This window comes from Pseudomonas sp. LS.1a (assembly GCF_022533585.1).
GTDB lineage: Bacteria > Pseudomonadota > Gammaproteobacteria > Pseudomonadales > Pseudomonadaceae > Aquipseudomonas.
Genome location: NZ_CP092827.1, coordinates 4,159,526 through 4,172,441 on the forward strand (window position 1 = coordinate 4,159,526; position 12,916 = coordinate 4,172,441).

13 protein-coding genes and 5 tRNA genes are annotated in these 12,916 nt (G+C 61.9%); 7 read left to right on the forward strand and 11 right to left on the reverse strand.

Annotation, left to right across the window (positions count from 1 at the left end; all coding sequences use genetic code 11):
- From MKK04_RS19300 to lpdA, 3 genes are read left to right on the forward strand one after another with little or no spacing between them, the layout of a single operon-like run.
- A complete protein-coding gene (locus tag MKK04_RS19300; RefSeq protein ID WP_013973637.1) occupies positions 1-1,059 on the forward strand; it encodes an alpha-ketoacid dehydrogenase subunit beta in 1,059 nt (352 codons plus the stop codon).
- Positions 1,060-2,331, forward strand: coding sequence for a dihydrolipoamide acetyltransferase family protein (locus MKK04_RS19305; RefSeq protein WP_207829599.1), 1,272 nt, complete (start codon positions 1,060-1,062; stop codon positions 2,329-2,331).
- 2 nt (positions 2,332-2,333) lie between these two features.
- Positions 2,334-3,713, forward strand: a complete 1,380-nt coding sequence (gene lpdA / locus MKK04_RS19310; RefSeq protein ID WP_063912873.1) for a dihydrolipoyl dehydrogenase — start codon at positions 2,334-2,336, stop codon at positions 3,711-3,713.
- Between the two features lie 206 nt (positions 3,714-3,919).
- Here lpdA and MKK04_RS19315 read toward each other — a convergent pair whose 3' ends face one another.
- On the reverse strand, positions 3,920-4,918 hold the full coding sequence (locus MKK04_RS19315) for a sensor domain-containing diguanylate cyclase (protein WP_207829596.1): 999 nt from the start codon (positions 4,916-4,918) through the stop codon (positions 3,920-3,922).
- Positions 4,919-5,133: 215 nt separating this feature from the next.
- Here MKK04_RS19315 and MKK04_RS19320 point away from each other — a divergent pair, with 215 nt between their 5' ends.
- The 3 genes from MKK04_RS19320 (at position 5,134) to MKK04_RS19330 (ending at position 7,060) form a co-directional block, all read left to right on the forward strand.
- Positions 5,134-5,667 (forward strand): hypothetical protein, encoded by a 534-nt coding sequence (locus MKK04_RS19320; RefSeq protein ID WP_063912875.1) that lies wholly within the window; start codon positions 5,134-5,136, stop codon positions 5,665-5,667.
- A 335-nt stretch (positions 5,668-6,002) separates the two neighbouring features.
- Positions 6,003-6,737: an AzlC family ABC transporter permease gene (locus tag MKK04_RS19325; RefSeq protein ID WP_241105892.1), complete on the forward strand. Its 735-nt coding sequence runs from the start codon at positions 6,003-6,005 to the stop codon at positions 6,735-6,737.
- Positions 6,734-7,060: an AzlD domain-containing protein gene (locus MKK04_RS19330; protein WP_233687563.1), complete on the forward strand. Its 327-nt coding sequence runs from the start codon at positions 6,734-6,736 to the stop codon at positions 7,058-7,060. Before MKK04_RS19325 ends, MKK04_RS19330 begins: the two co-directional genes overlap by 4 nt.
- A 17-nt stretch (positions 7,061-7,077) precedes the next feature.
- Here the strand turns inward: MKK04_RS19330 and MKK04_RS19335 are convergent.
- The 3 genes from MKK04_RS19335 to MKK04_RS19345 all read right to left on the reverse strand — a co-directional run bounded on the left by MKK04_RS19335 (position 7,078) and on the right by MKK04_RS19345 (position 8,136).
- Positions 7,078-7,154 (reverse strand) — tRNA-Arg (locus tag MKK04_RS19335).
- Between the two features lie 111 nt (positions 7,155-7,265).
- On the reverse strand, positions 7,266-7,859 hold the full coding sequence (gene phnN / locus MKK04_RS19340; protein ID WP_241105893.1) for a phosphonate metabolism protein/1,5-bisphosphokinase (PRPP-forming) PhnN: 594 nt from the start codon (positions 7,857-7,859) through the stop codon (positions 7,266-7,268).
- On the reverse strand, positions 7,849-8,136 hold the full coding sequence (locus MKK04_RS19345; RefSeq protein WP_207830141.1) for a hypothetical protein: 288 nt from the start codon (positions 8,134-8,136) through the stop codon (positions 7,849-7,851). Before MKK04_RS19345 ends, phnN begins: the two co-directional genes overlap by 11 nt.
- Before the next feature lie 69 nt (positions 8,137-8,205).
- Here MKK04_RS19345 and MKK04_RS19350 point away from each other — a divergent pair, with 69 nt between their 5' ends.
- Complete coding sequence (locus tag MKK04_RS19350; RefSeq protein ID WP_003254499.1) at positions 8,206-8,532, forward strand: Arc family DNA-binding protein; 327 nt, start codon at positions 8,206-8,208, stop codon at positions 8,530-8,532.
- A 225-nt stretch (positions 8,533-8,757) separates the two neighbouring features.
- Here MKK04_RS19350 and mgtE read toward each other — a convergent pair whose 3' ends face one another.
- The 7 genes from mgtE to MKK04_RS19385 all read right to left on the reverse strand — a co-directional run bounded on the left by mgtE (position 8,758) and on the right by MKK04_RS19385 (position 12,865).
- Positions 8,758-10,200, reverse strand: coding sequence for a magnesium transporter (gene mgtE / locus MKK04_RS19355; protein ID WP_025340118.1), 1,443 nt, complete (start codon positions 10,198-10,200; stop codon positions 8,758-8,760).
- Between the two features lie 432 nt (positions 10,201-10,632).
- Positions 10,633-10,709, reverse strand: a tRNA-Arg gene (locus tag MKK04_RS19360).
- A gap of 72 nt (positions 10,710-10,781) precedes the next feature.
- Positions 10,782-10,858 (reverse strand) — tRNA-Arg (locus MKK04_RS19365).
- A 71-nt stretch (positions 10,859-10,929) separates the two neighbouring features.
- A tRNA-Arg gene (locus MKK04_RS19370) sits at positions 10,930-11,006 on the reverse strand.
- A 106-nt stretch (positions 11,007-11,112) separates the two neighbouring features.
- Positions 11,113-11,203 (reverse strand) — tRNA-Ser (locus tag MKK04_RS19375).
- 72 nt (positions 11,204-11,275) lie between these two features.
- Positions 11,276-11,464, reverse strand: coding sequence for a carbon storage regulator CsrA (csrA, locus tag MKK04_RS19380; protein WP_003254503.1), 189 nt, complete (start codon positions 11,462-11,464; stop codon positions 11,276-11,278).
- A gap of 165 nt (positions 11,465-11,629) precedes the next feature.
- A complete protein-coding gene (locus MKK04_RS19385; RefSeq protein WP_013973645.1) occupies positions 11,630-12,865 on the reverse strand; it encodes an aspartate kinase in 1,236 nt (411 codons plus the stop codon).
- Between the last annotated feature and the right edge of the window lie 51 nt (positions 12,866-12,916).

Genomic DNA, 12,916 nt, shown 5'->3' on the forward strand with positions numbered 1-12,916 from the left:
ATGAACGACCACAACAACAGCATCAACCCGGAAACCGCCATGGCCACCACTACCATGACCATGATCCAGGCCCTGCGCTCGGCCATGGATGTCATGCTCGAGCGCGACGACAATGTGGTGATCTACGGCCAGGACGTCGGTTACTTTGGCGGCGTGTTCCGCTGCACCGAAGGCCTGCAGAACAAGTACGGCAAGTCTCGCGTGTTCGACGCGCCGATCTCCGAGAGCGGCATCGTCGGCACCGCCGTGGGCATGGGGGCCTACGGCCTGCGCCCGGTGGTGGAAATCCAGTTTGCCGACTACTTCTACCCGGCCTCCGACCAGATCGTTTCCGAGATGGCGCGCCTGCGTTACCGTTCGGCCGGCGAATTCATCGCCCCGCTGACCCTGCGCATGCCCTGCGGCGGCGGGATCTATGGCGGCCAGACTCACAGCCAGAGCCCGGAAGCGATGTTCACCCAGGTGTGCGGCCTGCGCACTGTCATGCCGTCCAACCCGTATGACGCCAAGGGCCTGCTGATCGCCTCGATCGAATGCGATGACCCGGTGATCTTCCTCGAACCCAAGCGCCTGTACAACGGCCCGTTCGACGGCCACCACGACCGCCCTGTCACCCCCTGGTCGAAGCACCCGCAAAGCGCCGTGCCCGATGGCTACTACAGCGTGCCGCTGGACAAGGCAGCCATTACCCGCCCCGGCAATGACGTCACCGTGCTGACCTACGGCACCACGGTGTACGTGGCCCAGGTGGCTGCCGAAGAAACCGGTGTCGACGCCGAAGTGATCGACCTGCGCAGCCTATGGCCGCTAGACCTGGACACCATCGTCGAGTCGGTGAAAAAGACCGGCCGCTGCGTGGTGGTACACGAAGCCACCCGTACCTGCGGCTTCGGCGCCGAACTGGTGTCACTGGTGCAGGAACACTGCTTCCACCACCTGGAGGCGCCGATCGAGCGCGTCACCGGCTGGGACACCCCCTACCCTCACGCACAGGAATGGGCTTACTTCCCAGGGCCTTCGCGGGTAGGTGCGGCATTGAAAAAGGTCATGGAGGTCTGAATGGGCACGCACGTCATCAAGATGCCGGACATTGGCGAAGGCATCGCGCAGGTCGAGTTGGTCGAGTGGTTCGTCAAGGTCGGCGACATGATCGCCGAAGACCAGGTGGTGGCCGATGTCATGACCGACAAGGCCACCGTGGAAATCCCTTCGCCGGTCAGCGGCAAGGTGCTGGCCCTGGGTGGCCAGCCGGGTGAAGTGATGGCGGTCGGCAGCGAGCTGATCCGTATCGAAGTGGAAGGCAGCGGCAACCACGTGGATGTGCCGCAAGCCAAGCAGGTGGAAGCCCCTGCCGCCCCGGCGGCCACCAAGCCAGAGCCGCAGAAGGAAGCCAGACCGGCTGCGTGCCAGGCGCCTGTCAATCACGAGGCAGCCCCGATCGTGCCGCGCCAGCCGGGCGACAAACCGCTGGCCTCGCCGGCGGTTCGCAAACGCGCCCTGGATGCCGGTATCGAACTGCGTTACGTGCATGGTAGCGGCCCGGCCGGGCGTATCCTCCACGAAGACCTCGACGCCTTCATGAGCAAGCCGCAGAGCGCTGGCGGGCAAGCATCGAGTGGCTATGCCAAGCGCACCGACAGCGAGCAGGTGCCGGTGATCGGCCTGCGCCGCAAGATCGCCCAGCGCATGCAGGACGCCAAGCGCCGGGTCGCGCACTTCAGCTATGTGGAAGAAATCGACGTCACCGCGCTGGAGGCCCTGCGCCAGCAACTCAACAGCAAGCACGGCGACAGCCGCGGCAAGCTGACCCTGCTGCCGTTCCTGGTGCGCGCACTGGTCGTGGCGCTGCGCGACTTCCCGCAGATCAACGCCACCTATGACGACGAAGCCCAGGTCATCACCCGCCATGGCGCGGTGCATGTGGGCATCGCCACCCAAGGTGACAACGGCCTGATGGTGCCGGTGCTGCGCCATGCCGAAGCAGGCAGCCTGTGGAGCAATGCTGGCGAAATCGCCCGCCTGGCCAACGCTGCCCGCAACAACAAGGCCAACCGCGATGAGCTGTCCGGTTCGACCATCACCCTGACCAGCCTGGGTGCCCTGGGCGGTATCGTCAGCACGCCGGTGGTCAACACCCCGGAAGTGGCGATCGTCGGCGTCAACCGCATGGTCGAGCGGCCTGTGGTGATCGACGGCCAGATCGTGGTGCGCAAGATGATGAACCTGTCCAGCTCGTTCGACCACCGCGTGGTCGATGGCATGGACGCCGCGCTGTTCATCCAGGCCGTGCGCGGCCTGCTCGAACAACCCGCCTGCCTGTTCGTGGAGTGAGCATGCAACAGACTATCCAGACTACCCTGTTGATCATCGGCGGCGGCCCTGGCGGCTACGTGGCTGCCATCCGCGCCGGACAACTGGGCATCCCCACCGTGCTGGTGGAAGGCCAGGCACTGGGCGGTACCTGCCTGAACATCGGCTGCATCCCGTCCAAGGCGCTGATCCACGTGGCCGAGCAGTTTCACCAGACCTCGCGCTTTGCCGGGCCGTCGGAGCTGGGCATCAGCGTCGCTTCGCCGCGCCTGGACATCGGCCAGAGCGTGGCCTGGAAGGACGGCATCGTCGACCGCCTGACCACTGGCGTTGCCGCCCTGCTGAAAAAGCACGGGGTCAAGGTGATCCATGGCTGGGCGAAGGTGCTCGACGGCAAGCAGGTCGAGGTCGATGGCCAGCGTATCCAGTGCGAGCACCTGTTGCTGGCCACTGGCTCCAGCAGTGTCGAACTGCCGATGCTGCCCCTGGGCGGGCCGATCATTTCCTCGACCGAAGCCCTGGCGCCGAAAGCCCTGCCGCAGCACCTGGTGGTGGTGGGCGGCGGCTATATCGGCCTGGAGCTGGGCATCGCCTACCGCAAGCTGGGTGCGCGGGTCAGCGTGGTGGAAGCGCGCGAGCGCATCCTGCCGACCTACGACAGCGAGCTGACCGCCCCGGTGGCCGAATCGCTGAAGAAGCTGGGTATCGCCCTGCACCTGGGCCATAGCGTCGAGGGTTACGAAGGCGGCTACCTGCTGGCCCGTGATGGCCAGGGCGGGCAACTGCGCCTGGAAGCCGACCAGGTACTGGTGGCCGTGGGCCGCCGGCCGCGCACACAAGGTTTCAACCTGGAGTGCCTGGACCTGAAGATGAACGGCGCTGCCGTCGCCATCGACGAGCGCTGCCAGACCAGCATGCGCAACGTCTGGGCCATCGGCGACGTGGCCGGTGAACCGATGCTGGCGCACCGGGCCATGGCCCAGGGCGAAATGGTCGCGGAGATCATCGCCGGCAAGGCACGCCGTTTCGAACCCAGCGCAATTGCCGCGGTGTGTTTCACCGACCCGGAAGTGGTAGTGGTCGGCAAGACCCCGGAGCAAGCCAGCCAGCAAGGGCTGGACTGCATCGTCGCGCAGTTCCCGTTCGCCGCCAATGGCCGGGCCATGAGCCTGGAATCGAAAAGCGGTTTCGTGCGAGTGGTGGCGCGCCGTGACAACCACCTGATCCTGGGTTGGCAGGCGGTTGGCGTAGCGGTTTCCGAGTTGTCGACGGCGTTTGCCCAGTCGCTGGAGATGGGCGCCTGCCTGGAGGATGTGGCCGGCACCATCCATGCCCACCCGACACTGGGTGAAGCGGTACAGGAAGCAGCACTGCGCGCCCTTGGGCACGCCCTGCATATCTGACACTGAAGCGGCCGAGGCCGATTTGGCCCGCTGCGCCCAAGGCGCCGCGGGTCTTTTTTCATTCAGCCCTTACGGCGGTCCAACACAAAACCTGAAACCACCGCGGTCTCTGTGGGAGCGGGCATGCCCGCGAAGCCCCCAACACGGTGTTTGGCACCGGCTCCGCCGGTGTTCGCGGGCGCGCCCGCTCCCACAATGATCGCGATCTATTGGGCTATCGCGTTCTTGCCGTTCCCCTTGGCCCGGTACAGCGCCTTGTCGGCACGCGCCAGCAGCGCATGCCGGTCCTCCCCTTCCTCCCATTGCACCACGCCATAGCTCATGGTCAACCGGCAGTCGCCCACCGGCTCCACCTGCGCCATCGCCTGGCGCAAGCGCGCTGCCACCTCCAGCGCCTCACCCAGCGAGGTCTGCGGCAGTACGATGATGAACTCGTCACCACCCCAGCGCGCCAGCAGGTCCAGCTCACGCAGGCAGGTATGCAGGTTGTCGACCACCCGTACCAGCGCCGCATCGCCACGGGCATGGCCATAGCGGTCGTTGATCGGTTTGAAGTCGTCCAGGTCCATGGCTATCAGCGACAACGGCTGGCGGAAGCGCTGGGCACGCTCGCACTCCAGCTGCAGCGCCTTCTCCAACCGATAGCGGTTGGCAGTGCGGGTCAACGCATCGCGCTCGGCCAGCTCGCGGTTTTCGTCCAGTTGCCGCTGCAACTGCTGGTTCACCCAGGACAGCTCGCGGGTGCGCTCGGCCACCTGGCTTTCCAGGGACTGGTTTCTCTGTTCCAGCTGCGCCACCAGGCGCTTGTTGGCGTCGATATTGCGGTGGGCACCGAGCATGCGCGCCACCGAGCCGTCCTCGTTATGGCCGATGATGTAGCCGCTGTCCTCGATCCACAGGTAGCTGCCATCGTGGCAACGACAGCGGTATTCGATCAGGTAGTGCTCATTGCGCTGATTGATGTACGCCTCGAAATGCGCCATTACCCGCGGGTAGTCCTCCGGGTGGATCACGCTTTCCCAGGTAAGCACCGAGTTGGCCATGGAGTGGCTGGGGTAGCCGAGCATGGCGTACCAGCCCGGGTTGCGATAGACGTAGCCGGTATTGGCATTCCAGTCCCAGATACCATCGCTGATCAAATCGAACAGCGTATGCAACTGCTGCTCACTGAAGCCGGCGGGTACCGGCCGGGTTTCCTGACTCATGGATGCTCTCCCTGATGCCCAGCAACTGCGCTCCGATCAAGGGGCTGCCGACAGTGGTGGTCATTGCCGCAGGCGGCAAGGTCATGCCTCTGACGGGCAAGCATATGCCCAGCGTGGTGCCATCGGAATACCCCACCGCCCTGTTTTCGCGGTGTTGACGACTGGCATGGCATTTGCCACGCCACCCTGCCAATCACCTTTCCAAGGAGGACCCCATGACGATTGCCATCACCGGCCTCGGCTGGCAGGCCACAGTGCATCAGCAACAACGCACCAGCAACGAGCAAACCCTGGCCGATGTACCGCAGTTCCGCCCGCCGGTGGCCGCCGGCAATGCCACGGCGCAACAGAACAGCCAGGGCAATACTGCGCAGCAGGATGCCGAGGACGCCCGCGAGGAAGCCTTTGCCAAGCTCAAGGTACAGCTGCAGAACCCCGAGGCAGCCGCCAGCCAGCAGGGTAACGTGGCGACCACAGAAACCAGCAGCGCCCGCCAGGCCTTTCACGACTACATGGAAAAGACGCCGGGCGAGTTGATCAAGGAGAAGCTGTTGCGTGAGTTGGGCCTGACCGAGGACGAGTACAACGCCTTGCCGCCCGAACAGAGGAAAAAGATCGACCAGCAGCTTGCCCAACGCATGCAGGAAGACGTGGAGATAAAGACTCAGGCGAAGATCAACGCCCAGGCCGCCCCGCGGGAAACCGCCGAGGATGAGCAGGACCTGGCAGCGCGCACAGTTCAAGCCTGACGCCGCGATGAATGGCACCGGCTTCGCCGGTGTTCGCGGGCACGCCCGCTCATTGAACTGCACATGACTCATTGAATGGCAGGGGCGTTGTGGGAGCGGCTTTAGCCGCTCCCACAGGGTACGCGGATTGCGTGCAATTTCAGTTATCTACGCGACAGCGCAGCCCAAAGGGCTGGGCCATCTCCCACAGATACTGCACAGGGCTTGAGGGCGCTCAAGCCAACTGCAACGACGCCTCTTCCACAGCGGCCACCTGGCAGCGTTGTGTCCAACTTTCACACGCATTAACGTGGGGGGTAGCGCCGTTGCACCGTCTGTACATTCAAGGAACTCAAATGCCGTATCCAAGCGGGACCCAAGCGTTCAGGCAGGGGGCCCACAGCGCCCTGCCGTTGACCTCCGGCATCGTGCCCTTCGGCCTGATCACCGGGGTCACGGCGATCGGCATGGGCCTGTCGCCGGCCGATGCCATCGGCATGACCCTGCTGTTCTACTCCGGTTCGGCGCAGATGGTGGTGATGCAGTTGATGCAAAGCGCCGCCCTGCCGGTGACCATGGTGGTCACCGCGTTGGTGATCAACCTGCGCTTTCTGATGTACAGCGCCAGCCTTGCGCCGCACCTGGGCCAGCTGCCACGTCACCGCAAATGGCCCATGGCGTACATGCTGTCAGACCAGTCCTTTGCCCTGTGCACACTGAAGATGGGCTCGGGTGGGCTGGGGCAGTATACCTACCCCTACTATGCCGGTACGGCAATCACCATGTTCTTCGGCTGGAACCTCTCGGTGTTGGCGGGCATGTACCTGGGCGCGAGCATTCCTGAAGACTGGTCGCTGGGCTTCGCCATCCCGTTGTCGTTCCTGGCATTGCTGATACCTGGTATTCGTAACGCTGCCACCCTCGGTGCGGCGCTTACCGGGGGCGTGCTGGCGGTACTGGCAGCCAATCTGCCCTACAACCTGGGCCTGCTGACCGGCGCGCTGGGCGGCATCATTGCCGGGCTGGCCATCGAAAGCTGGCAAAAACAGCAAACCGGGCCTGAAGCCAACACCGAGCAGGAAGCATCATGAGCGAAACGACCCAGTGGATAACCTTCATGCTGATCGGCCTGGGCACCTTCGCCATCCGCCTGTCGTTCATCGAGCTGCACACGGTGCTGCGCATCCCCCCACTGTTTCGCCGTGCCCTGGCGTATGTGCCGGCCAGCGTACTGGCGGCATTGGTACTGCCGGCCGTGGTGTTCCCTGACCGGCTGGCGGGGTTCGACTGGATGAACCCGCAGATACCCGCAGCGATACTGGCCGCGCTGGTAGCGTGGCGTACGCGCAGCACGATGCTGACGCTGATCGTGGGCATGGGAGCGCTGTGGGCTTTGAAGCACTTGGGGGGCTAGGAAAACGCGATGAGAAATGGCGTCCCAGGCAGGAATTGAACCTGCAACCTTCCCCTTAGGAGGGGGATGCTCTATCCAATTGAGCTACTGAGACGCAAGTGCCGACAGCGAGCGCTGCACAGCGGGACGGCCAGCATGTTAACCAGCATGCTGGCATTTGTCATGCCTCAACCGGGCTTTTTCGCGTAATCCTTTTCTGCCAATGCTACACCTGCGGCAACACACCTTCATCACGCAGCAGCGTGAACAATGCCGCGACCGCTGCTTCCAGGGTGGTGGAGTTGTCCAGCACATGCACCGACGGATCGGCCAGCGCCTGCAAACGGTCATTACGTGCCAGGCGCTGCTCGACTTCCTCTGTGCTTTCCCGGCCGCGGGCCAGCAAGCGCTCGCGCAGCACCTCGGCCCTGACCTCGACCAGCACTGCCAACAGGTTCGGGTAACGCTGGCGCGCCTCGGCCAGGTACGCCCGCGAACCATTCACCAGTACCGCCCTGCCCGCCGCCAACCACTGGTCCACCTGTTGCGGAATACCGTAATCCAGGCCATTGGCACGCCAATGCATGGCGAACGCCCCCTGCGCGCGCAGTGTTTCGAACTGCTCGGGCGTGACCCCATGGGCGGCTTCGCCCTTGGCTTCGGCCGAACGGGTAATAACGCGACGGGCGACTTCCACCCCGGCGGCGGCCAGTCGCTCACGTGAAGCGTCGATCAGGGAATCTTTCCCTGACCCCGACGGTCCTATAAGAAATATCAACCGGCCTGTCCCTGTTTGGCGGTCGCTTGCGTCATGTTGCATAGCCACTATGCTCTATGAAAGGGAAACCGGCGCATTCTAGGGGTTTTCCAGGCCTTTTGCTGCGTTTTACCAGTTTTTGACGGCAAAAGTCTGACAGTTTGGCAAGCCGGCGCATGTAAAACTTTTCAAACCAGTACTCATTTCTGATAATTGGTACTGGCATAAAGCCTTTATCCGGCTCACTATTTGTCACAGAATTGACGCCAAGGAAACGGCGACCATGAGGCAAGATGAGCATCCATTTTTCACCGACGGTTGAACATTTTGTCGTCGTCACGGTCGTACTACCACCCCGTGCGGCCAATTTGAGAACCGCTTCCCCTGAACCAAAATCCGGTCAATTTATATGCGCCCAATGAAACAGGCTATTTATTCGAGCCGCACCGCTGACAAGTTCGTCGTCCGCCTGCCAGACGGAATGCGTGAGCGCATTGCCGAGGTAGCGCGCAACCATCACCGCAGCATGAACTCCGAGATCATCGCGCGCCTGGAACAGAGCCTCATCCAGGAAGGTGCGTTGGGTGACGAGCTGAGCATGCGTCTGGACAGCCCCGAACTGTCCCTGCATGAACGCGAGTTGCTGCAACGCTTCCGCCAACTGTCCCACCGCCAGCAGAACGCGCTGGTTGCCCTCATCGCTCACGATGTGGAAATGGCCGCCGACGCCTCCTGAGGTTTGCAGCGAACATGAAAAAGCCAGCGTAAGCTGGCTTTTTTGTGGGCTCACCACGGCTGTGGGATCACTATCTCCGTGGGAGCGGCCTTGTGTCGCGAAAGGGCCGCAGAGCGGCCCCACGATTTCAGCAGCGCCGCTCAAATTTCCGGGGCTGCTTCGCAGCCCTTTCGCGACACAAGGCCGCTCCCACAGAGACCTCATCAGCGTCTGGAAGTTAATCGGTTACAGCAGGAACAGTGTGGCCAGGCCGAGGAAGATGAAGAAGCCACCGCTGTCGGTAACGGCAGTAATCATCACACTCGACCCCATCGCCGGGTCGCGCCCCAGACGAGTCAGCGTCATCGGGATCAACACCCCCATCAAGGCTGCCAACAGCAGGTTCAAGGTCATCGCCGCGGTCATCACCAGGCCCAACGACCAGCTGCCATACAGCCAGAATGCCACCGCACCGATCACCCCACCCCAGATCAGGCCGTTGAGCAGCGATACCGCCAGCTCCTTGCGCATCAGGCGGCTGGTGTTGCCCGGCGACACCTGGTCCAGCGCCATGGCACGCACGATCATGGTGATGGTCTGGTTGCCGGAGTTGCCACCAATACCCGCCACGATCGGCATCAACGCGGCCAGGGCCACCAGCTTCTCGATCGAACCTTCGAACAGGCCGATCACTCGCGACGCAACGAAAGCGGTAATCAGGTTGATGGCCAGCCAGGCCCAGCGGTTGCGCAGCGAACGCCAGACCGAGGCGAAGATATCTTCCTCCTCGCGCAAACCGGCCATGTTCAGCACTTCGCTTTCGCTTTCTTCACGAATCAGGTCGACCATTTCGTCGATGGTCAAGCGGCCGATCAGGCGTTCGTTCTTGTCCACAACCGGCGCTGACACCAGGTCATAACGCTCGAAGGCCTGCGCCGCATCATAGGCATCTTCCTCGGGGTGGAAGGAGACCGGGTCGGTCGCCATGACCTCCGCCACCTTCTTCTCCGGGTCGTTGACCAGCAGGCGCTTGATCGGCAATACGCCCTTGAGGATGCCGTCATAGTCGACCACGAACAGTTTGTCGGTGTGGTTCGGCAGCTCTTTCAGGCGGCGCAGGTAGCGCAACACCACTTCCAGGCTGACGTCTTCGCGGATGGTGACCATCTCGAAGTCCATCAGCGCACCGACCTGCTCCTCGTCGTAGCTCAGCGCCGAACGCACGCGCTCGCGTTGCTGGGCATCGAGGGTTTCCATCAGCTCGTGAACAACGTCACGCGGCAGCTCAGGCGCCAGGTCGGCCAGCTCGTCGGCGTCCATTTCCTTGGCGGCGGCGAGCAGCTCGTGATCGTCCATGTCGGCGATCAGCGATTGCCGCACGGCGTCGGAAACTTCCAGCAGGATGTCGCCGTCGCGATCCGAGCGCACCAGCTGCCAGACCGTCAGGCGGTCTTCCAGGGGCAAGGCTTCGAGGATGTAGGCGATGTCGGCGGGGTGCAGGTCATCGAGTTTGCGCTGCAGCTCGACGAGGTTCTGGCGGTGGACCAGGTTTTCCACCAGGTCGTTGTGGGCGCCCTCCTGACGGTGGGTCAGGTCTTCGACCACGCGCTGGCGTTGCAGCAGTTCGACCACCTGGGCCAGGCGGTCCTGCAGGCTTTCCTGCGCTTTTTTTACTTCTACTTCAGTCATAGGCGAACTCCACTCCCAGCAGCGGAGCACGCCGGGAGAATCAATCGGTCAGATCTTTCTGTATGAATCTTGTTAGCGAGTAACTACTGGGTAAGTCCATGGTGGTTTTCCACAAGCCCCGGCGGGGCTGACGGGCGCAATCATACACTGCTAGAGCTGTCAGATCGCTTAAAATTTTGGCCAGAACAATCGTTTGCGTGATAAAGCTGGGACAACGCTCGAAGCTATCAGTGCGACGGCGGGTCTGGCGGTCAAGTTACATTTGTTGTGTGCCTGGATGTGTATGCGGTGCCTGATCGATCTTGGGGCTGCTTTGCAGCCCCCAAAGGCACATGCTCAATCTACAGAAGAGCTTAGATCGACATCACCAACAATTCATTGGCGCAGAAAAACAAAAAGCCCGCTCAATTGAGCGGGCTTCTTGATTGGGTGTGGCGGACTCAGGAGGATTCGAACCTCCGACCGCTCGGTTCGTAGCCGAGTACTCTATCCAGCTGAGCTATGAGTCCGTGGTGGTAGTTTTAGACCAGGTTACCACTGGTTGGTTGAAGCGCCTTTGCAAGCAGAGCCACTTCAAAAAGTGGCGGACTCAGCAGGATTCGAACCTGCGACCGCTCGGTTCGTAGCCGAGTACTCTATCCAGCTGAGCTATGAGTCCGCGATGGTAGTTTTAGACCAGGTTACCACTGGTTGCTTGAAGCAGCCTTGCAAGCAAAGCCACTTCAAAAGTGGCGGACTCAGGAGGATTCGAACCTCCGACCGCTCGGTTCGTAGCCGAGTACTCTATCCAGCTGAGCTATGAGTCCGTGTCTTGCCGCGCATTATAGGTCGCTGAAACATTTTTGCAAGAACTTTTTCGTTTAAAATCAACTACTTAGCGTTCTTACTGTTTACAGCGCCCTAAGCGAATAATGGCGGTGAAGGGGGGATTCGAACCCCCGATACCCTTATGAGGTATACTCCCTTAGCAGGGGAGCGCCTTCGGCCACTCGGCCACCTCACCGCAACACGAGGCGAATATTAAACAGGCTCTTCCTCGTTTGCAACCCTTTTTTTGAAAAAAACTTCAAAAAAATTAAAGGCTTGGCTCCTCGTCCTTCTCTTTCTTGATCCGCAGGTAGATTTCTTCGCGGTGCACAGCCACTTCTTTCGGGGCACTGACGCCAATACGCACCTGGTTGCCTTTGACGCCGAGCACCGTCACGGTGATCTCGCCGTCTCCAATGATCAGGCTCTCGGCGCACCGACGAGTCAGAATCAACATAGCTTTCTCCTTACGCAAAACATTCAGGGGTAACAGTCTTGGGTGTCGCGGCCTGGTCGTGGACGACGACCAGGGCCCGGTTGATCGCCACACAGGGCAGGACAGGCCTGCGTGGCGAGCAGAAACGCGAAGGGCGCGGCAAGCCGCGCCCTTCCAGGCAGCGTATTACTCGCTCTGTCGTGCCGGAGCGTCGAGCTCGAACGCGGTGTGCAGCGCGCGTACGGCCAGCTCCAGGTACTTCTCTTCGATCACGACCGAAACCTTGATCTCGGAGGTGGAGATCATCTGGATGTTGATGCTCTCCTTGGCCAGGGCTTCGAACATGCGGCTGGCAACACCGGCGTGCGAACGCATGCCGACGCCGACGATCGAAACCTTGGCGATCTTGGTGTCGCCGATCACTTCACGGGCACCGATTTCGCGGGCAGTGTTTTCCAGCACGCTCTGCGCCTTCTCGTACTCGTTGCGGTGTACGGTGAAGGTGAAGTCGGTGGTGTTATCGTGGGCAACGTTCTGCACGATCATGTCGACCTCGATGTTCGAGGCGCTGATCGGGCCGAGGATCTTGAAGGCCACGCCCGGGGTGTCCGGCACGCCGCGAATGGTCAGCTTGGCTTCATCACGGTTGAAGGCGATACCGGAAATGATCGGCTGTTCCATGGATTCCTCTTCATCAATGGTAATGAGGGTACCCGGACCCTCCTTGAAGCTGTGCAGCACGCGCAGCGGAACGTTGTACTTGCCGGCGAACTCCACCGAACGGATCTGCAGCACCTTGGAACCGAGGCTGGCCATTTCCAGCATCTCTTCGAAGGTGATCTTCTCCAGGCGCTGGGCCTGTGGCACAACGCGCGGGTCGGTGGTGTAGACGCCATCGACGTCGGTGTAGATCTGGCACTCGTCAGCCTTCAGCGCAGCCGCCAGGGCCACGCCCGTGGTGTCGGAGCCGCCACGGCCCAGGGTGGTGATGCTGCCGTGCTCGTCGACGCCCTGGAAGCCCGCCACCACGACCACGCGGCCTTCCTTGAGGTCGGCACGAATCTTCTGGTCGTCGATCTGCAGGATGCGCGCCTTGTTGTGCGCGCTGTCGGTGAGAATGCGCACCTGGTTGCCGGTGTAGGACACCGCTGGCACACCACGCTTGATCAAGGCCATGGTCAGCAAGGCAATGGTGACCTGCTCACCGGTCGACACGATCACGTCCAGTTCACGCGGAACCGGCTGATCGGTGATCTGCTTGGCCAGGTCGATCAGGCGATTGGTTTCACCGCTCATGGCCGACAACACAACCACCAGGTCGTCGCCCGCCTCACGGTGTTTCTTGACCTTATCGGCTACCTGCTCGATCCGCTCGATGGAACCGACAGAGGTGCCGCCAAATTTCTGTACGATCAACGCCATTTCAATGGTGCCTCAGCCCATACAGGGCCCCAAAAAACAATCCAACATGAA